At 69.9% G+C, this 19,151-nt stretch carries 21 protein-coding genes and 1 riboswitch; of the genes, 6 read left to right on the top strand and 15 right to left on the bottom strand.

Annotation, left to right across the window (positions count from 1 at the left end; translation table 11 throughout):
- Positions 1-59 precede the first annotated feature (59 nt).
- Positions 60-740 (bottom strand): DUF1707 domain-containing protein, encoded by a 681-nt coding sequence (locus ACFV9G_RS25265; RefSeq protein WP_378731200.1) that lies wholly within the window; start codon positions 738-740, stop codon positions 60-62.
- Positions 741-876: 136 nt separating this feature from the next.
- Between ACFV9G_RS25265 and ACFV9G_RS25260 the strand changes: the two genes are divergently transcribed.
- Positions 877-1,776: an NAD(P)-dependent oxidoreductase gene (locus tag ACFV9G_RS25260; protein ID WP_378731198.1), complete on the top strand. Its 900-nt coding sequence runs from the start codon at positions 877-879 to the stop codon at positions 1,774-1,776.
- Positions 1,777-1,780: 4 nt separating this feature from the next.
- On the opposite strand, the gene thiC is transcribed toward ACFV9G_RS25260, so the two are convergent.
- The 8 genes from thiC to ACFV9G_RS25220 form a co-directional block, all read right to left on the bottom strand.
- Positions 1,781-3,469, bottom strand: coding sequence for a phosphomethylpyrimidine synthase ThiC (gene thiC, locus ACFV9G_RS25255; RefSeq protein ID WP_378731195.1), 1,689 nt, complete (start codon positions 3,467-3,469; stop codon positions 1,781-1,783).
- Positions 3,466-4,296 carry a bifunctional hydroxymethylpyrimidine kinase/phosphomethylpyrimidine kinase gene (gene thiD, locus ACFV9G_RS25250; protein ID WP_378731192.1) on the bottom strand — a complete coding sequence of 277 codons (831 nt, stop codon included), beginning with the start codon at positions 4,294-4,296 and terminating at the stop codon, positions 3,466-3,468. The genes thiC and thiD overlap by 4 nt, the downstream gene beginning before the upstream one ends.
- Positions 4,293-4,880, bottom strand: coding sequence for a thiamine phosphate synthase (locus tag ACFV9G_RS25245; RefSeq protein WP_378731190.1), 588 nt, complete (start codon positions 4,878-4,880; stop codon positions 4,293-4,295). The genes thiD and ACFV9G_RS25245 overlap by 4 nt, the downstream gene beginning before the upstream one ends.
- A complete protein-coding gene (locus tag ACFV9G_RS25240; RefSeq protein ID WP_378731188.1) occupies positions 4,877-5,653 on the bottom strand; it encodes a thiazole synthase in 777 nt (258 codons plus the stop codon). Before ACFV9G_RS25240 ends, ACFV9G_RS25245 begins: the two co-directional genes overlap by 4 nt.
- Positions 5,650-5,850 carry a sulfur carrier protein ThiS gene (thiS, locus tag ACFV9G_RS25235; protein ID WP_378731186.1) on the bottom strand — a complete coding sequence of 67 codons (201 nt, stop codon included), beginning with the start codon at positions 5,848-5,850 and terminating at the stop codon, positions 5,650-5,652. Before thiS ends, ACFV9G_RS25240 begins: the two co-directional genes overlap by 4 nt.
- Entirely contained in the window at positions 5,847-6,944 is a 1,098-nt protein-coding gene (gene thiO, locus ACFV9G_RS25230) for a glycine oxidase ThiO (protein ID WP_378731183.1), read from the bottom strand. Before thiO ends, thiS begins: the two co-directional genes overlap by 4 nt.
- A complete protein-coding gene (gene thiE, locus ACFV9G_RS25225; protein ID WP_378731181.1) occupies positions 6,944-7,549 on the bottom strand; it encodes a thiamine phosphate synthase in 606 nt (201 codons plus the stop codon). Before thiE ends, thiO begins: the two co-directional genes overlap by 1 nt.
- A riboswitch (TPP riboswitch) is annotated at positions 7,543-7,652 on the bottom strand. Its footprint overlaps the gene before it by 7 nt.
- Before the next feature lie 60 nt (positions 7,653-7,712).
- Positions 7,713-9,335, bottom strand: a complete 1,623-nt coding sequence (locus ACFV9G_RS25220) for a sigma-54-dependent Fis family transcriptional regulator (RefSeq protein WP_378731179.1) — start codon at positions 9,333-9,335, stop codon at positions 7,713-7,715.
- A 153-nt stretch (positions 9,336-9,488) separates the two neighbouring features.
- On the opposite strand from ACFV9G_RS25220, the gene ACFV9G_RS25215 reads away from it, so the two are divergent.
- From ACFV9G_RS25215 to ACFV9G_RS25205, 3 genes are all read left to right on the top strand, one after another.
- Complete coding sequence (locus ACFV9G_RS25215; RefSeq protein ID WP_378731177.1) at positions 9,489-10,604, top strand: Zn-dependent alcohol dehydrogenase; 1,116 nt, start codon at positions 9,489-9,491, stop codon at positions 10,602-10,604.
- Between the two features lie 75 nt (positions 10,605-10,679).
- A complete protein-coding gene (locus ACFV9G_RS25210; protein ID WP_378731175.1) occupies positions 10,680-12,368 on the top strand; it encodes a fumarate hydratase in 1,689 nt (562 codons plus the stop codon).
- Positions 12,369-12,454: 86 nt separating this feature from the next.
- Complete coding sequence (locus ACFV9G_RS25205) at positions 12,455-12,766, top strand: zf-TFIIB domain-containing protein (RefSeq protein ID WP_378731173.1); 312 nt, start codon at positions 12,455-12,457, stop codon at positions 12,764-12,766.
- A gap of 80 nt (positions 12,767-12,846) precedes the next feature.
- Here the strand turns inward: ACFV9G_RS25205 and ACFV9G_RS25200 are convergent, their stop codons facing one another.
- Genes ACFV9G_RS25200 through ACFV9G_RS25175 form a run of 6 tightly spaced genes read right to left on the bottom strand, consistent with a single transcriptional unit; the run spans position 12,847 to position 16,872 of the window.
- The gene (locus ACFV9G_RS25200; protein ID WP_378731171.1) at positions 12,847-13,389 is read right to left on the bottom strand and encodes a GNAT family N-acetyltransferase; all 543 of its coding nucleotides are present in this window, start codon (positions 13,387-13,389) and stop codon (positions 12,847-12,849) included.
- Between the two features lie 47 nt (positions 13,390-13,436).
- The gene (locus tag ACFV9G_RS25195; protein WP_378731169.1) at positions 13,437-13,934 is read right to left on the bottom strand and encodes an SPFH domain-containing protein; all 498 of its coding nucleotides are present in this window, start codon (positions 13,932-13,934) and stop codon (positions 13,437-13,439) included.
- Between the two features lie 23 nt (positions 13,935-13,957).
- Positions 13,958-14,983, bottom strand: a complete 1,026-nt coding sequence (locus ACFV9G_RS25190) for an SPFH domain-containing protein (protein ID WP_378731167.1) — start codon at positions 14,981-14,983, stop codon at positions 13,958-13,960.
- Positions 14,984-14,998: 15 nt separating this feature from the next.
- A complete protein-coding gene (locus tag ACFV9G_RS25185; protein ID WP_378731165.1) occupies positions 14,999-15,445 on the bottom strand; it encodes an NfeD family protein in 447 nt (148 codons plus the stop codon).
- Positions 15,446-15,505: 60 nt separating this feature from the next.
- Positions 15,506-16,006, bottom strand: coding sequence for a DUF6328 family protein (locus tag ACFV9G_RS25180; protein WP_378731163.1), 501 nt, complete (start codon positions 16,004-16,006; stop codon positions 15,506-15,508).
- Positions 16,006-16,872, bottom strand: coding sequence for a glucose 1-dehydrogenase (locus ACFV9G_RS25175; RefSeq protein ID WP_378731161.1), 867 nt, complete (start codon positions 16,870-16,872; stop codon positions 16,006-16,008). The genes ACFV9G_RS25180 and ACFV9G_RS25175 overlap by 1 nt, the downstream gene beginning before the upstream one ends.
- A 116-nt stretch (positions 16,873-16,988) precedes the next feature.
- Between ACFV9G_RS25175 and ACFV9G_RS25170 the strand changes: the two genes are divergently transcribed.
- Complete coding sequence (locus ACFV9G_RS25170) at positions 16,989-17,654, top strand: spermidine synthase (RefSeq protein WP_378731159.1); 666 nt, start codon at positions 16,989-16,991, stop codon at positions 17,652-17,654.
- An 18-nt stretch (positions 17,655-17,672) separates the two neighbouring features.
- Positions 17,673-19,061, top strand: coding sequence for a class II fumarate hydratase (locus ACFV9G_RS25165; RefSeq protein WP_378731157.1), 1,389 nt, complete (start codon positions 17,673-17,675; stop codon positions 19,059-19,061).
- Positions 19,062-19,151: the final 90 nt, after the last annotated feature.

Below are 19,151 nucleotides of genomic sequence, written 5' to 3'. Positions count from 1 at the left end.
GTAGTGGGGGTGTCGCAGGCGTGCCTCGACAATCCCCCCGATGGCACTCGCTCGGGCGCCTACTCCAGGCCGAGATGTTGCCTCAGCGTGCGCTTCGGGCCGCGCGGACCCCGGCGCTTGACGGTCACGTCGCCGAGCACCGCGATCCCGCGTACCCGCACGACCGGCGAGTCCGCGGTGAGCGCTTCGGGCACCTTCTCCGACGGCTCCTTGAACTCGCCGAGGACACCGTTGCCCTCCACGATCACGTGCACGTGGGGTGGCACGGTGACCTTGACGCTGCCCAGGACCGAGGTGGCACTGATGACCACCTCACGGGCGGAGTAGTGCGCCTCGCGCAGGTCGATGTTGGCGTCGCCCAGCACCGCGTTGACCGAGAGATGCTGGGGAACCACCCACACACCCTTGCGCTCGACGTTGCTCAGGAACGCGCTGGCGCTGTCGTTCGCGTCGCCCTCGCCGTAGACGACGGGAACCGCGCCGGCGGCCGGCCCCGCGGCCTGTGATGGTGGCAGTACCGGCGCCCGCCCCGCGACCGGTAGGTCCTGCGTGATCGGCTCCAGGTCGGCGTACGTCTTGGCCTTGAAGGTCTCCTCGAGCCGCTCCTCGAGCTCGTCGATGTCCAGCCGGCCCTCGCCCGCGGCCTCGCGCAGGATGTCGGCCACCGCGTGGCGGTCGGCGTCGCTGACGCGGAGGTCGGCGCGGCGCGGCTGGCCGGGGTGCGGTTCAGGGAGTCCCATGAGCGTTGATGCTATCGGCGCACGCCGCATCCGTCTCTCGGGTTCAACCCTGATTCTTTACTCCGAAGCCCCTTACCGAAGGGTGCGTACCCCAGTAAATAGTGCGTACTCCCGCAGCCCGGCGAGGTCCGCCAGCATGGACGACGTGTCCGAATCGATTCGAAACTCCACCCACGCGACCGACATCACCGTGCTCGGCCTCGGCGCGATGGGCAGCGCGCTGGCGGCCTCGCTGCTCGACGCCGGCCGCTCCGTGACCGTCTGGAACCGCACCCCCGGCCGTGCCTCGGAGCTGGTGGGCCGCGGCGCCGGCACCACCGACTCGGTCGCCGAGGCGGTGCTGGCGAGCCCCGTGGTCATCGCCTGCCTGCTCGATCGCTCCTCCGTCGAGGAGACCCTCGCCCTGGCCGCCGGGGAGCTGCGCGGCCGCACCCTGGTCAACGTCACGACCACGACGCCGAACGAGTCCCGTGCGCTCGCCTCCTGGGCGGCCGATCACGGCGTCGACTACCTCGACGGCGCCATCATGGCCGTGCCCGCCATGATCGGGTCCCGCGCGGGTCAGATCTTCTACAGCGGCTCACGAGCCGCGTACGACGCCCTCTTGCCGACGCTCGAGATCTGGGCCACGAGCGAGTTCCACGGCGAGGACGCGGGGCTGGCATCGCTCGTGGACCTGGCCATGCTGTCGGGGATGTACCAGATGTTCACGGGCTTCTTCCACGGTGCCGCGATGGTGGCCACCATGGGGATGAGCGCGTCGGACTTCGCCGCCCGACAGGCGCCGTTCCTCGCCGCCATGAGCGAGGAGCTCGCCGGCTACGCGAAGGTCATCGACGGCGGCGACTACACCGTCGCGGGCCAGCAGAGCCTGGAGTTCTCCGACCTCGCCCACATCGTGCGCGCCAGCGAGGAGGAGGGGGTCGACCCCTCCCCCATCGCTACCGTCCAGGCACTGATCAGCGCACAGATGGCCGCGGGGCACGGCTCGGAGGGACTCGCGAGGATCTACGAGGGCCTGCGACCGGCCACCTAGCCGCTCAGTCGGCGAGCGGGAGGTAGACGCGGCTCCCCGCTGCCGCGAACTCCTTCGACTTCTCCAGCATGCCCGCCTCGATCTCCTCGGGGGACGCCCCGTTCTCGCCGCCGAAGCGGTCGCGTACGTCCTGGCTGATCTTCATCGAGCAGAACTTCGGGCCGCACATGGAGCAGAAGTGAGCGGTCTTGGCGTTCTCGGCGGGCAGGGTCTCGTCGTGGAAGCTCTCCGCGGTGACCGGGTCCAGCGAGAGGGCGAACTGGTCACGCCAGCGGAACTCGAAGCGGGCCTTGGAGAGCGCGTCGTCGTGGTCGCGGGCGCCGGGGTGGCCCTTGGCGATGTCCGCGGCGTGGGCGGCCAGCTTGTAGGTGATCACGCCGGTCTTCACGTCGTCCCTGTCCGGGAGCCCGAGGTGCTCCTTGGGCGTGACGTAGCAGAGCATCGCGGTGCCGTGCATCGCGATCGTCGCCGCACCGATGGCGCTGGTGATGTGGTCGTAGCCGGGCGCGATATCGGTGGCGAGCGGGCCCAGCGTGTAGAACGGCGCGCCGTGGCACCACTCCTGCTGGAGGTCCACGTTCTCCTTCACCAGGTTGAGCGGGACGTGGCCGGGGCCCTCGACCATGACCTGTACGTCGTGTCGCCATGCTCGTTCTGTCAGCTCGGCCAGCGTCCTGAGCTCGCTGAGCTGAGCCTCGTCGTTGGCGTCGGCGGTGGAGCCCGGGCGGAGGCCGTCGCCGAGGGAGAAGGCGACGTCGTACTGCTTGAAGATCTCGCAGAGCTCGTCGAAGTGGGTGTAGAGGAAGCTCTCCTGGTGGTGCGCGAGGCACCAGCCGGCCATGATCGAGCCGCCTCGGGACACGATGCCGGTGACGCGGTTGGCGGTGAGCGGGACGTAGCGCAGCAGGACTCCCGCATGGATCGTCATGTAGTCGACGCCCTGCTCGGCCTGCTCGATGACGGTGTCGCGGAACACCTCCCAGGTCAGCTTGTCGGCCTCGCCGTTGACCTTCTCCAGGGCCTGGTAGATCGGGACGGTGCCGATCGGGACGGGGCTGTTGCGCAGGATCCACTCGCGGGTGGTGTGGATGTCGTCGCCGGTGCTCAGGTCCATCACCGTGTCGGCGCCCCAGGTGATCGCGTGGGTGAGCTTGTCGACCTCCTCCGCGATGGAGGAGGTGACCGCGGAGTTGCCGATGTTGGCGTTGATCTTCACCAGGAAGCGCTTCCCGATGATCATCGGCTCGGACTCGGGGTGGTTGACGTTGTTCGGGATGATCGCCCGGCCGCTCGCCACCTCCTCGCGGACCAGCTCGGGGTCGCAGCTCTCGCGCACGGCGACGTAGGCCATCTCCTTGGTGATGATCCCCTTCCTCGCGTAGTGCATCTGGGTGATGTTCTCGCCTCGGCGCGGGGCACGGCGCTCGCCCTGCCACTCCTGGCGGGCCTCGCCGCGGCGTACGGCTGCCTTGCCGTTGTCCACCAGCTCGGTCCGGCGGCCGACGTAGGTCTCGGTGTCCTGACGCTCCTCGATCCACTCGTCGCGGCGCGGCGGGAGTCCCTGCTCCGGCTCGGATCCGGGGCCCTCGGTGCAGTAGCGGTCGAACGTCTCGCCGTTGGTGAGCGCGACCCGGGTCACCGGGACCTTCAGGTCGCCGAGCTCGAGGCGGGTATGGGCGGGGTGAACGGTCATTTCTTCTCCTGGGTGTGGGCGATCGGTCCCCGGCCTCTTCCGAGAGTCCAGGTCCTGCTGGTGTGGAGCTGTCGGGTGACGTACGCAGCGGCCTGCTCGGCCGCGACGTGGACGGTGGCGCCGTGGGCGAGGTGGGCGGCCAGGGCCGAGCTGTAGGTGCAGCCGGTGCCGTGGTCGTTGCTCGTGGGGATGGCTGGGTGGGTGAGTGGGATCGCCGGCTTTCCGGGCTCGGCGAGCCAGTCCGTGCACTCCCCGGTGGCCGCCGGATCTCCTCCGGTGACGATCACGGCGCACCCGCTGGTCGAGCCGCGAGCGCCAGCGAGGGCGACCGCGATCTCTTCCGGCGAACCATCGTGGCCGAGCAGTGCCCGGGCCTCGTCGAGATTGGGGGTGATGACGGTGGCGACGGGGAGGAGATGGTCGAGGTAGGCGCGGCGCACCCCCTCCCCACCAAGGACCGCCCCGGAGGTGGCAACGAGAACAGGGTCGACGACGAGCGGAGGTTGTGAAGCTGAGAGTGACCCATAGGCCACGCTCAGCTTCACAACCCTCCGTGCGACCGCCTCCACGGCGGCTGCGGTGCCGAGCATCCCGGTCTTGATCGCGGCGATGGGTAGGTCGTCGAACACCGCCTCCAGCTGAGCCTCGATGGAGGAGTGTGGCACCGGGTGGATGTCGCTCACACCGGTCGTGTCCTGGGCGGTGACTGCGGTGATCACGCAGGCCCCGTGGGCTCCGAGCGCGGCGAAGGTGGCCAGGTCGGCCGCCGTGCCCGCCGCTCCCCCGGAGTCGGTGCCCGCGATGGTGAGCGCGACCGGCGGGTTCATCCGGTCACCTCCGCGCTGGCGAGGGCGGCCAGCAGGTCACGCACGACCTGTCCTGGCTCGTCGGCCCGCATCACCGCGCCCATTACGGCGACCCCGTGGGCTCCCGCCGCGACCGCCGCGGCGGCGTTGTCCGGGGTGATCCCGCCGAGCGCGTACGTCGGGAGCGGCAGGTCGGCGAACGCGTCCGGTCCCAGCGGCGGCCCGTAGCCGGGCTTCGACTCGGTCAGCGCATAGGGACTCAGCATCGCGTAGTCGAACCCCTCCTCAGCGGCGGTGGCGACCTCGGTGGCGCTGTGGCAGCTGCGGCCGAGTAGTCCTACGAACGACGTGTTACAGCTCGCGGAAGCGGGGAGCTGCACCCCAGCCGCCCCGGACAGCGGGCCGTGCGCGGCGATGACCACCAGGCCCAGCTCGGTCGCGGCCGAGGCCAGCCTCGCGCGCTGCTCGGCGGGCTCGTCGAGCTCGCGGAGCACGACGTGGGTCAGGCCGGCCTCCGCGCACTCGGCCAGGGTCGGGAGCAGGCCGCGGCCGAGGCGGAGCTGGGAGCGGTCGGTGAGGACGAGCAGTCGCGGCAGCGTGTTCATCCGATCCGGCCCGCCATCGGCGAGGAGGCCCGGGCGACCGCCTGGCGCGGGATCCGGCCGGCCCCGCGGGCGGCCACCCCTGCCTCGACCGCCAATCGCAGAGCGCGAGCCATCCCGACCGGGTCGTCGGCGCGGGTCACCGCGGTGGCGGCGAGGACCGCGGAGCAGCCGAGCTCCATCGCGAGGGCCGCATCCGAGGCGGTCCCGACGCCGGCGTCGAGCACGACCGGCACGGACACCGCGGCCACGACCGCCTCGATCGCATAGGGGTTCAGCAGCCCCAGCCCCGACCCGATCGGCGAGCCGAGCGGCATCACCGCCGCGCAGCCGGCGTCCTCGAGCCGGCGGGCGAGGACGGGGTCGTCGGTGGCGTACGGAAGGACGGTGAAGCCCTTGCGCACCAGCTGCTCGGCGGCCTCGACGAGCTCGACGGCGTCGGGCATCAGCGAGGTCTCGTCGCCGATCACCTCGAGCTTGACCCAGTCCGTCTCCAGCGCCTCGCGGGCGAGCTCGGCGGTCAGCACCGCCTCGCGTGCCGAGAGGCAGCCCGCGGTGTTGGGCAGGATCGGCACCTTCGCCGCGCGCAGCGTCTCGAGCAGTCCGCCGGCGGCCGTCGAGGACGTACGCCGCATCGAGACCGTCACCAGACCGGGCTCGGCCGCGTCGATGACGTCCGGGAGCAGGGCCAGGTTGGGCAGGCCGCCGGTGCCGAGGAAGAGGCGCGAGGACAGTTCGCGGCCGGCGATCCTGAACCCGTTCTCGGGGACACTCATCCGCCCTGCACCGCCGTCACGATCTCGACGACCTGACCGTCCTGGAGCCGCCAGAGCGCCCAGTCGTCGCGCGGCACGATCTCCTCGTCGACGGCGACCGCGATCCCGCTCGGCCGCCGGTCGCCGGTCCTCGCCTCGAGCAGGTCCGCGACGGTGCCGCTGACCTCCACCGGCTCGCTGTTCACGGTGATCCTCATCCGTCCTCCTTCATCCGGAACCGACGCGGATCGACCGCGGGTTCCACTGACCCTGTCTCGACGTGATCGGCCACCAGCTGCGCGATGAGCGGCGCCAGCAGGACCCCGTTGCGGTAGGCACCCGCGGCGAGCACGACGCCCGGCTCGTGGGTCGGGCCGACCAGCGGGAGGTTGTCGGCGGTTCCCGGGCGGTCCCGCGAGGTCACCTCCACCACGGCGGCACGGTCGAGCGCCGGCACCACCCGGCGGGCGGAGTCGAGCAGCCGCCACACACCCTCGACGGTCGGCAGCAGCGGACCGTCACGCTCCTCGGTGGTGGCGCCGATGACCACCTCGTCGCCGTCGATCCGCGGCACCACGTAGATCTGCTCGCCGTGCGCCCAGGCCCGCACCGTCCGCTCCACCGGCTCCTGCGTCCGCACGCGCACCACGTCTCCGCGTACCGGCCGGATGAGGGAGGAGAACGGGTCGGGCAGGCGCGCCCCGGTCGCGATGACGGTCACGTCGGCGACCGTGTTGGTCTCGACACGCCTCCGCCTAGCGGCTCCGGCGGCTCGACCGACAGAACCGCTGGTCGAGCCGGATTCGTGAGGAACGAACGAATCCGTGTCGAGACCAACACGGTCCCCGACGCGATCGAGCAATGCCGAGACGACCGCACGTGGGTCGACGGAATGGTCCTCGGCGAGGAAGGCCCCACCGGCGACCCGGCCGAGGCCGGGCTCACGTGCGAGCAGATCCCGCCGCCCCAACCTCTCGTAGGAGACCCCGGCGAGATCGAGCACCGCGAGCTGCCGCTCGACCTGCTGGACGTCCCCGGCGTCGACGCCGGCCAGCAGCGTCCCGCGGGTGTGCACCGGCACCCCGAGCCGGGCGGCGAAGCCGGGCCAGAGCGCCAGCGACGCCAGGCACAGCCGGGTCAGCGACTCCTCGCCGTACCAGGCCTCACCGGCCGGGCTGAGCATGCCGGCCGCGGCGTAGGACGCGCCGGAGCCCGGCGCCGGATCGACCACCGTGACGTCGTGTCCCCGGCGGATCAGCTCGTCGGCCACGGAGAGGCCGACGATCCCGGCGCCGAGGATTCGCACCCGCATCAGCCGACGGCTTCCACGAGCTCCTTCGCGGCTTGGCGTGGGTCGGGTTGTCGCCAGAGCCCGCCGATGACGGCGACCCCGTGGGCACCGGCATCGCGCACGGCGCCAGCTGAAGCCGTCGAGATCCCGCCGATCGCGATCAGCGGGAGCACACCGGCGGCATCTGTGACGGCGGAGACGCCCAGCGGGTCGGGGAGCCCTTCCTTGGACGAGGTGGCGAAGACCGGCCCGAAGCCGGCGTAGTCCGCCCCCGCGGCCGCAGCCGCCTGGACCGCGGCCCGGTCCCGGCAGGTCGCGCCGATGACCAGCCCCGGGGCGACCGCGTCGGCGATCCGCCGGGCCTCGGCCAGCGGAAGGTCACTGGCCCCGAGGTGGACGCCGTGCGCACCGGCCGCGAGCGCCACGTCGAGCCGGTCGTCGACGACGACACAGGCGTCGTAGGCAGCGACCCGCTCGATCACGGTCGTCGTCAGCGCAAGCAGCTCCCGAGTGGTCGCGGACTTGTCGCGGACCTGGAAACCGGCGACGCCGGCCTCGGCGAAGGCGGGCAACAGGGCGAGGTCATCGCTCGATGAGACCAGGCAGAAAATACGTGGAAGAAGCACAACCAATCACTTCCTTCGCCGGCATGATCCGGATCAGGTGTAACGGTCGGAGCGGCTCCAGCTCCCTCTCAGCCCGCTGCCGCGGACTCCCGTGTGGACGTCTCCGACCATAGCGCGCACCGCCGAAGGCTCGCAGCCCCGGGGCCCGCACAGCGGGATACCTCTAGTAGGTCGAGATCCGCAGAGCCCGCATCTTGGCGTACAGCGTGGTGCGGGAGATCCCGAGCTCGCGGGCGACCGCGGCCTTGTTGCCGTCGTGCTTGATCAGCTCGTGCAGGATGACGTCGCGCTCGGCCTGGTCGAGCGGCCGCACGGCGGCCCGCGGCCCCGGCACGCAGCCGAGCTTCGGCGGCAGGTCGGCAGGGACGATCGCACCGAACCGGCGCCGGGCGGCGGCATGGGCGAGCACGGCCCGCAGCTCGCGTACGTTGCCCGGCCAGCGGTGCTCGACCAGGATCCGCTCGACCCCGGGAGTCAGGAAGGCGTCCGGGTTGATCCTGGCGAGCAGCTCGCGGGCCAGCCCGGGGATCTCGTCGCGCCGCGCGGCCAGCGGCAGCTTCTCCTCGACGCGGGAGGCCAGCGCGGCCACCGCCGCGGTGTGCTCGGACAGCTCGGCCAACGGCGCCGAGACCATCACCACGTGGGCACGGGTGCTGCTCTCCAGCGCATCGGCGACGACGCCGAGCAGCGCGTCGGAGAGCAGCTCGAGACCGTCGATGATGACGGTGCCCACCCCGGCGGCCATCCGGCGCCGGAACTGCTTGGCCCAGTTGCCGTCGCCCTCCAGGACCGTCGTGGCGCCGGTCAGCAGCGTGATCGGCGAGGACGGCGCGAGCTCCCTGGCCAGGGACGTACGCCCGGACCCCGGTGGCCCGGCCACCAGGATCGTCCCCGGCTCCCGGGCGGCCTCGGACAGCGCGCTGACCGAGAGCCCGCGTTGTGGCTCGCGGGGCTCGAGGCGTACCAGCGCGGCCAGGCGGCGGGTGTCGAGCACCTCGGCGTGCACATGCACCGACTCCCCCGACTCCAGGCTCATGTCCATGACCGTCGCCCCCGGAAGATGTACGTCCTGGAGCAGGATCCGCAGCACGGCGATGTCCGCGCCGGTCAGGGTGTCCTGAGCCGTCTGGTTGGACACGGTCAGGTTCTCGCCGACCGCGACCAGCGCGCCGCGGCACGCCACCACGGCCTCGTGAAAGGCCAGCAGCAGCTGCTTGTCGGTGGTGCGGCTACCGTCCTGGAGGCGCCGCTGGATGTCGGTCACCGCACGCTGCACCACCGGGCGCAACAGCGGGTTGGCGTCGCTGGCCTGCGAGGTGATGTCGAGGACACCCTCGATCCGGTGCGTCACCGGATGCCGGATCGGCATCGCGAAGCAGCTGAACTCGCGCAGCATCTCGGCGAAGTGCTCCGCACCGTGCACCTGCACCGGGAGCCTGGTCTCGAGCGCCGTGCCCGGCGCGTTGGTGCCCAGCCGCTCCTCGAGCAGGCTGGCGCCCAGATCGACCCCGAGGCCGTCGAACGCCCTCGCCACCTTCGCCCGGCCGCACCAGCGATGCACGATCCGGCAGTCCCGGTCGACCAGCAGCGTGGCGTACGTCGTGCCGACGAGGTTCGCGGCCAGCTCCTTCAGGACAGGACCGGCCGCCTCGTACAGGGAACCGTGCGGGTCGATGTCGACCGGCGCGAGCGAACCATGGGCCCGCACCGGGTCGACCCCGGCGAGGCGCGAGCGATGCCAGGACGCGGCGATCCGCTCCGGCTCGGATGACGTCGTAGGCGGCACAACATCCCCCCATCGAATGTGGCACTCGTCACATTAGCCCGGTGGGGTGCCGGTCGAAAGAGAACTGTTCAGGTTCTGAACACCCGCCGACCCGCTGCGCTGCGACCGTGACAGGGACCCCCGCTCCCCATCCCGGAACACCAAGGAGTCAGCATGAAGACCAAGGCCGCCGTCGTCTACGAACCCGGCAAACCGATCGTGATCGAGGAGCTCGACCTCGACAAGCCCCAGTCGGGCGAGGTGCTGATCCGCTACACGCATGCGGGGCTGTGCCACTCCGACGTGCACATCGCCCATGGCGACCTCGAGGCCCGGCTGCCGATGGTCCTCGGCCACGAGGGCGCCGGCGTCATCGAGGAGGTCGGGCCCGGCGTCACCCGGGTCAAGGCCGGTGACCGGGTCGTCTGCTCCTTCATCCCCAACTGCGGCACCTGCCGCTACTGCTCCAACGGCCAGCAGTCGATCTGCGACATGGGCGCGACCATCCTCGAGGGCTACCTGCCCGGTGAGCGGTTCCCGATCACCGGCCCCGCCGGCCAGTACGGCGCGATGTGCATGCTCGGCACCTTCAGCCAGTACGGCGTCATCCACCAGAACTCGGTGGTCAAGGTCGACGACGACCTCTCGCTCGAGTCGGCCGTGCTGGTCGGCTGCGGCGTGCCCACCGGCTTCGGGTCCGCGGTGAACACCGCGGCGGTCAAGGCCGGCGACACCGTCGTGGTCTACGGCATCGGCGGCATCGGCATCAACGCCGTCCAGGGCGCTAGGCTCGCCGGCGCGAAGTACGTCGTCGCCGTCGACCCGCTGGAGAACAAGCGTGAGGCCGCGCTCCAGCTCGGCGCCACCCATGCCTTCGCCGACGCCGCCTCCGCGCTGGCCGAGGTCACCAACCTGACCCGCGGCCAGCTCGCCGACTCCGCCATCCTCACCCAGGGTCTGGTCACGACCGAGAACGTCACCGACGGCTTCGACGTCATCGGCAAGGGCGGGATCCTGGTCCTGACGGGCCTCAACAAGCTCACCGAGCCGACGATCCAGCTCTCCGGCGCGGTGACCACCCTGTTCCGCAAGACGATCAAGGGCAGCCTGTTCGGCGACTGCAACCCGACGTACGACATCCCGCGGATCCTCGGGCTCTACCAGAAGGGCGACATCAAGCTCGACGAGCTGATCACCCGCACCTACACGCTCGAGCAGGTCAACGAGGGGTACGACGACCTGCTCAACGGCGCCAACATCCGCGGCGTGGTCGTCCACGACCACTCCTGAGGATGCCGTGGCCCTCGGTCTCGGCTCCGGAGCCGACGCCGGGACCGGGGCCATGGCGGCGTACGATTCCCTTCCGTGGCTGACGTTGAGTTCCGATACTCCGACCTCCTCCCGACCGGCAAGGACGACACTCCCTACCGGCTGATCACGGACGAGGGGGTGGAAGAGATCGAGGTCGACGGGCGCAAGTTCCTCAAGGTCGACCCCGAGGCGATCCGCCGGCTGACCGCCGAGGCGATGAAGGACATCAACCAGTACCTCCGCCCGGCGCACCTCAAGCAGCTGCGCAAGATCATCGACGACCCCGAGGCCTCCGGCAACGACCGCTTCGTCGCGCTGGACCTGCTCAAGAACGTCAACATCTCCGCCGGCGGGATCCTGCCGATGTGCCAGGACACCGGCACCGCGATCGTGATGGGCAAGAAGTCCGAGGGTGTGCTGACCGGCGCCGACGACGCCGAGACCGTCAGCCGCGGTGTCTTCGACGCCTACACCAAGCTCAACCTCCGCTACTCCCAGCTGGCCCCGCTGACCACGTACGAGGAGAAGAACACCGGCTCCAACCTGCCCGCGCAGATCGAGATCTACTCGACCGCCGAGGGCGAGAACGGCCCGGAGTACAAGTTCCTCTTCATGGCCAAGGGCGGCGGCTCGGCCAACAAGTCGTTCCTGTTCCAGGAGACCAAGGCGATCCTCAACCCCGATCGGATCCTGACCTTCCTCGACGAGAAGATCCGCTCGCTCGGCACGGCCGCCTGTCCGCCGTACCACCTCGCCGTCGTCATCGGCGGGACGTCCGCGGAGTTCGCGCTGAAGACCGCCAAGTATGCGAGCGCCCACTACCTCGACAACCTCCCGACCGAGGGCTCGATGAGCGCCCACGGCTTCCGCGACACCGAGCTGGAGGAGAAGGTCTTCGAGCTGACCCAGTCCTTCGGGATCGGGGCCCAGTTCGGTGGCAAGTACTTCTGCCATGACGTACGCGTCGTCCGCCTGCCCCGCCACGGCGCGAGCTGTCCGGTGGCGATCGCGGTCTCCTGCTCCGCGGACCGTCAGGCGCTCGGCAAGATCACCCGCGACGGAGTGTTCCTCGAGCAGCTCGAGACCGACCCGGCGCAGTACATGCCCGACGCCGGGATGGCCGAGGAGATCTCGGCCGGCGAGGTCGTGGACATCGACCTGAACCAGCCGATGACCGAGATCCTGGCGACGCTGTCACAGCACCCGGTCAAGACGCGCCTGTCCCTGTCCGGCCCGATGGTCGTGGCCCGCGACATCGCGCACGCCAAGATCAAGGAGCGGCTCGACGCGGGCGAGGAGATGCCTTCCTACCTCAAGGATCACCCGGTCTACTACGCCGGTCCCGCCAAGACGCCCGAGGGCATGGCCTCGGGCTCCTTCGGCCCCACGACCGCGGGCCGGATGGACTCCTACGTCGAGCAGTTCCAGGCTGCCGGCGGATCCATGGTCATGCTCGCCAAGGGCAACCGCTCCAAGGTCGTGGCCGAGGCCTGCGGGACCTACGGCGGCTTCTACCTCGGCTCCATCGGCGGCCCCGCGGCACGGCTCGCGCAGGACTGCATCAAGTCCGTCGAGGTGCTCGAGTACCCGGAGCTCGGCATGGAGGCGGTCTGGAAGATCGAGGTCGAGAACTTCCCCGCCTTCATCGTCGTCGACGGCGAGGGCAACGACTTCTTCACCGACCCCTCCGGCACCACCACGGTCCCGCTCACCGGCATCAGGGTGCGGTCGAAGGAGCGCTGAACGGACGTCCGCCGGCGCTTGGCCTCGGCGATGCGGAGCGACCGGCTAGGTTGATGGGCGCCGATCCCCGAGGACGAGGAGACCCCATGCAGTGCCCCATCGACGGTGCCACCCTGGTGATGAGCGAGCGCCAAGGCATCGAGATCGACTACTGCCCGCAGTGCCGTGGTGTGTGGCTGGACCGCGGCGAGATCGACAAGATCATCGAGCGGTCCGTCGGCGCCCCTCAGCCCGGCAGCTACCAGCAGCCCCGCCAGGAGCAGCGCGACGAGCGACGCTATGAGAAGCGGGACTACGAGAAGCGGGACTACGACAAGCGCGACTACGACGACGACCGCCGCTACGACAAGCGCCGCAGCCACCACAAGGAATCCTGGTTGGGTGACCTCTTCGGCTGATCCTGCTAGGGGTCACGAACGCACCTGATGGCCCCTGCGGCACACCGATATGCGGCGTGTCGCAGGGGTTCCTGCAACCCCTATGGCCGCCACTCACGTCGGAGCAGTCCGAAGACCCACGAGTCGGAGACGTCGCCGTTCACCACACAGTCCTCGCGAAGCGTCCCCTCGAGCTTGAACCCGAGCTTCTCCAGCACGCGGGCCGAGGCAGCGTTGCGAGTGTCGGCCTCCGCCTGGACCCGGTTGAGGTCGAGAGTCTCGAAGGCCCAGGTCAGCACGGCACCAACCGCCTCGGTCGCATAGCCATGGCCCCAGGCGGCCTCGCCGAGGCAGTAGCCGAGCGAGGCGCTGCGGAACTCTGGGTTCCACGAGTTGAAGGTGCACCAGCCGAGGAACACAGAGTCTCGTTCGATGGCCAGCCGGACGCCGACCCCCTCCTCCGCCATCTCCTGAGACCTGGCGATGAACTTCCCGGCACGGGCCCGATCGGTCCACGGCGGCGAGTCCCAGTAGCGCAGTACGTGGGCGTCGCTCTGCAACGCGAAGAGGTCATCCTCGTCGGTGTCGGCGAACGGACGCAGCCGCAGCCGCGTCGTGGCGAGCGTCGGAGTGGGCAGTGACATGGCCCCGATGCTGTCAGCCCGTGACCGCTCGCCGCATCAGGTTTTGGTCACCGATGCTGGAGGTCGGTGACCGCGACGCGCGTGACGCGGATGCCCCATTCCTCGCGGGATCGGCGGGTGGCGTCGTACGCGACGTCTCTCAGGCGCTGGGCGGAGGTGAGGAACTCGTCCCGGTCGACGATTCCGGCGAACTCTCGCAGGTCCTCACGCACGGCACGTTCGAGCTGCTGCTGTGGCATGTCGACGCGGTAGGCGATCGACGGGTCCTCGAGCTCGAAGTAGACCTCCAGCGCCGCCTCGCAGACAAAGTTGTCGCGGCAGACGAGCGGTTCCCGCATCGACATCACCTGCTCGCGCATGTCGAACCGCGCGACGACCCGGTCCAGCAGCGGCACGATGACGTTGAGGCCGGGCCTCAGCATCGTCCGGAACCGGCCGCGGCGCTCGACCACGAAGCAGGTCGCCGCCGGGACGACCTTGACGCTCATCAGCGTCCCGACGATGACCACGACAACGAGCAGCACTACCACGAGAACCGGCGACATGCCGGTCAGGCTACCGACGTACGTCAGCCGATGATGCGATCCGCCCGGGCCGCCTCCTCGTGGGCCGCCTCGACCGCCTTGGCCGCCTCGTGCTCGGCCTGCTCGATGGCGTCGCGAGGCGAGGGGACCGGCGGCGTACGTCGTGCGTCGCCGTTCTCCGAGACCTTCGCCGACTGCAGAGAGGAGGCGTTGTCGGCGAAGGCGCCGGTGACCGTACGCATCGCCTCGGTGAGCTCGCCGGGGATGACCCAGAACGAGTTGCCGTGCGAGGCGAGCGAGGGCAGCATCTCGAGGTACTTGTAGGCCAGGACCTTGGCGTCGGCGTCGTTGGCGTGGACCGCCTGGAAGACCCGCTCCAGCGCCGTGGCCTCACCCTCGGCCTCGAGGATCCGCGCCTGCTGGTTGCCCTCTGCCTCCAGGATGGACCTCTGCCGGGTGCCCTCGGCCTCGAGGATCAGCGAGGCCCGCTTGCCCTCTGCGTGCAGGATGGCGGCGCGCTTGTCACGCTCGGCGCGCATCTGCTTCTCCATCGCCTCCTTGATCGAAGCCGGCGGGTCGATCGCCTTGATCTCGACCCGGTTGACCCGGATCCCCCACTTCCCGGTGGCGTCGTCGAGCACCTCGCGCAGCCGCGCATTGATCGTCTCGCGCGAGGTCAGGGTGCTCTCCAGGTCCATCGAGCCGATCAGGTTGCGCAGCGTGGTGACGGTGAGCTGGTCGATCGCCTGGAGGTAGTTGGCGACCTCGTAGGCGGCCGACCGCGGGTCGGTGATCTGGTAGTAGAGCACCGTGTCGATGTTGACCACCAGGTTGTCCTCGGTGATCACCGGGCGCGGGTTGGAGGAGTAGACCGTCTCACGCACGTCCAGCTTGGTGTTGACCCGGTCCACCAGCGGGATCACGAAGTTGAGCCCCGGCTGCAGGGTGATCCGGTAACGCCCGAAACGCTCGATGTTGTAGCGCCGGGCCTGTGGCACGATCCGCACCGTCGAGGCGACCGCCCCCACCACCAGCGCGACCATGACCAGAACGATCAGCAGAAGTTCCATCTCGTACGCCCTCCTCTAGGGAGACAGCGACAGCGGGTCGCGCGGGTGCACGAGCGCCGTCGCGCCTTCGATCTCGAGTACGTCCACCCGGCATCCGACCGGGATGATCAGGTCCTCGTCATAGGGCCTGGCCGACCATTCCTCACCTGCGAGGCGCACCAGCCCGTGCTCGAAGCTGACCTCCGCGGTGACGACCGCCTGACGACCGATCAGAGCGTCGGTGCCGTCCTTCACCGCCGGCGGCAAGGACATGTGTCGACGCGCGACCGGCCGCACCAGCAGCACGCTGCCGCCGCCCGCGACGACGAACACGAGCAGCTGCACCAGCACCGGCGCGCCGAGGGCCGCACTGCCCGCGGCAAGCAACGCCCCACCGGCGACGAAAGCGAACGCCAGCGTCATCGTGAACGCCTCGGCCACTCCGAGCAGCACCGCGACGAGGATCCAGAAGAACGACCACATAAGCCCACCAGACTCGGTTTCCGACCAGCGTACTCCCGGTGTGGTGCTGATCACACGGGGTCAGTCAGAGTTGTTCCGCCCGTTCAGCAGCGGCAGCCCCGCCCACAGCGAGACGAACAGGGCCAGGACGGCCACGGCGGCGACGACGCCGGCTCCGAACGTGAGGACGACGTCGAACACGAGCAGCACGACCAGCGCCGAGACGATCGCGAAACCCACCAGGCCGGCCCGCGCGCAGAGGTGCGAGGCCGTGACCAGCCACCGCCGCTGCCGGTGACGGAACAACATCCGGTGGAAGGAGACCGGGGCGATGATCAGGGAGGTGGTGACCACCGAACCGACGAGCACGACGAGGTAGATCGCCTGCTGGTAGTCGGCCAGGTCCGGGAAACGGGGCGAGAACGGGACCGTCAGCAGGAAACCGGTGAGGATCTGCACACCCGTCTGCAGCACCCGGAGCTCCTGGAGGAGCTCGTTCCAGTTGCGGGTGATCCGCTCCTCCGGCCCCTCCTCCGGACCGCCACCCTCTACCTCGTCGCGGTGGAAGCTGCTTGCGGGCATCAGAACACCGGCCGTCCCCCAGTCACCCCGAGGACGGTGCCGGAGACGTAGGACGCCTCGGCCGGAGATGCCAGGAACACGAACGCAGGCGCGACCTCGGCCGGCTGACCTGCGCGCCCCAGCGGCGTGTCGGTCCCGAACTTCTGCACCTTCTCCGGCGCTTGCGTCGCCGGCTGCAGCGGCGTCCAGATCGGGCCCGGTGCCACCGCGTTCACCCGCACCCCGTCGGGCCCGAGCTCGGCGGCCAGGTTGACCGTGAAGTTGTTGATGGCCGCCTTGGTCGCGGCGTAGTCGAGCAGGCTGGTCGATGGTTCGTACGCCTGGATCGAGGCGTTGTTGATGACGCAGCCATTGCTCTTCTGCAGGTGCGGGACGGCTGCCCGGGTCAGCCAGAGCAGCGCGTACAGGTTGGTCTTGAACGTCCGGTCGATCCGCTCGTCGTCCATGTCCGTCAGGCCCTTGTCGCGGGCGAACTGGTAGCCGGCGTTGTTGACCAGGATGTCGAGGCCGCCGAGCTCCTGCACGGTGCGTTCGACGACCTGGTCGCACGCCTCGCGCTCGCGCAGGTCGATCGGCATGGCCAGCGGCGTACGTCCGGCCTCCTCGACCAGCTTCGAGGTCGTCTGCGCGTCCGGCTCCTCCTCCGGGAGGTAGGTGAAGGCCACGTCAGCCCCCTCGCGGGCGTACGCGATCGCGACCGCGCGGCCGATGCCGGAGTCGGCACCGGTGATGAGCGCGACCTTGCCGTCGAGGCGGCCGTAGCCCTGGTAGGTGGACTCGCCGTGGTCCGGCTGCGGGTCCATCTCGCCGGTGAGCCCGGGAGGCTCCTGCTGCTGGACGGGGAACTGCGTGTCGTCATCGCTCATGAACGGCCCGGTACCCACATCGGACACAATGGAGCCGTGAGCGAGCGTCAGCGAGTGAACCAAAGAATCACGCGACCGCGTCCGTACCCTGGCGCTTGCGCTACGGAGGTGGTCGCGTGAGCGAATCGGTGATCGCAGACGGGGGCCTTGTGCTGAAGCACCGGGCGGACGGGCACCTGGAGCTGCGGGCCAACGGGATCTTCGTGATGGACACCCGGGAGACCTCGACCGAGAAGGCACTGGCCACGCGCGCGCTCGAGCTGCACCCGGAGCCCAAGCACGTGCTCATCGGTGGCCTCGGGCTCGGGTTCACCCTCGAAGCCGTGCTCACCGACCCGCGGATCGAGGCGGCCACGGTCGTCGAGATCGAGCCGCGGCTGGTCGAGTGGATGCGCGCCGGGAGGATCCCACACGGTCCCGAGCTCCTCGACGACGATCGCGTTCGCATCGAGGTCGCCGACGTGGCGGTGGTCCTGCGGGAGAGCCCGGCCGCCACCTACGACGTCGTGCTGCTCGACGTGGACAACGGCCCCGGCTACCTGGTCCACGACGCCAACGGAGCCCTCTACGAGGCGCCGGCACTGGGCGACGCCCGGCGGGCGACGGCCCCGGGTGGCACCGTGGTGGTGTGGTCGGCGGCGAAGGCTCCGGTGCTGCTGGAGGTGATGAGGCACGTCTTCGACGACGCCGAGGCGCTCTCCTACCCCGTCGACCTGCAAGGCCACTCGGAGACCTACTGGCTCTACGTGGGCACGGTCTCGCAAGGGAATGGCACCAACTAGTCAAAGGTTGAACCAGACATGGACGACATGAGCTTTCGCATCGAGCACGACTCCATGGGTGAGGTCCGGGTCCCGAAGGATGCGCTGTGGCGCGCCCAGACCCAGCGGGCCGTGGAGAACTTCCCCATCTCGGGCACTCCCATCGAGCCGGCCCTGATCCATGCGATCGGACATGTGAAGGCGGCCGCGGCCAAGGCCAACTTCGACCTCGGCGTCCTGCCCGGCGACAAGGCCCAGGCGATCGTCGCCGCCGCAGGCGAGGTCTCCGAGGGCCGGCACGACGACGCGTTCCCGATCGACGTCTTCCAGACCGGGTCCGGCACGTCCTCGAACATGAACGCCAACGAGGTGATCGCCTCGCTCGTCGCCAGGGCCGGGGGCGACCTACATCCCAACGACCACGTCAACGCGTCCCAGTCCTCCAACGACACCTTCCCGACCGCGATCCACGTCGCCGCCGCCGTCGCCGTCTCCGAGCAGCTGCTGCCCGCGATCGACGTGCTGGCCGGCTCGCTGGAGGCGAAGGCCGAGGAGTTCTCCGGTCTGGTGAAGTCCGGGCGTACGCACCTGATGGACGCGACGCCGGTCACCCTGGGCCAGGAGTTCGGAGGGTACGCAGCCACCGTCCGCTACGCGGCCGAGCGACTCGAGTCGGTGCTCCCCCGCGTGCGCGAGCTGGCGCTCGGCGGCACCGCGGTCGGGACCGGCATCAACACGCCCGCCGGATTCCCGCAGGCCGTGATCGCCGAGCTCTCGAACCGCACCGGCCAGCCGTTCACCGAGGCCCGCAACCACTTCGAGGCCCAGGGCACCCGCGACTCGCTGGTCGAGCTCTCCGGCGTCCTGAAGACGATCGCGGTCGGCCTGATCAAGATCAACAACGACCTGCGCTGGATGTCGTCGGGCCCCACCACCGGCTTGGCCGAGATCCACCTGCCCGACCTCCAGCCGGGCTCCTCGATCATGCCCGGCAAGGTCAACCCGGTCGTGCCGGAGGCGACCTTGATGGTGGCCTTCCAGGTGATCGGCAACGACGCCGCGGTGACCGCCGCCGGCGCCTCGGGCGCCTTCGAGCTCAACGTCGCGATGCCGGTGATGGCCCGCAACATCCTGGAGTCGATCCGCCTGCTCTCCACCTCGATGACCGTCCTGGCCGAGCGCACCGTCGACGGGATCGTCCCGGTCCCCGAGCGTCTCCGCGCCTACGCCGAGTCCTCTCCCTCGATCGTCACGCCGCTCAACAAGTACATCGGCTACGAGGCCGCCGCCAAGGTCGCCAAGCAGGCGCTCGCCGAGGGCGCCACGATCAAGGACACCGTGATCAAGCTCGGCTACGTCGCTGACGGCACCCTCACCGAGGCCCAGCTGGACGAGGCCCTGGACGTCGAGTCGATGACCCACCCCTGAAATCGCCGAGTCGGGGCAACCAATGCCAAAAAAAAGCCCCGGAGGGGGGGGCGTAAAGAGCCCGAGCGGCGGAGTTTACCCGAGGGTGTT

Source organism: Nocardioides sp. NPDC059952 (assembly GCF_042730435.1).
GTDB lineage: Bacteria > Actinomycetota > Actinomycetes > Propionibacteriales > Nocardioidaceae > Nocardioides.
This window is presented reverse-complemented; position numbering and strand designations above follow the sequence as displayed.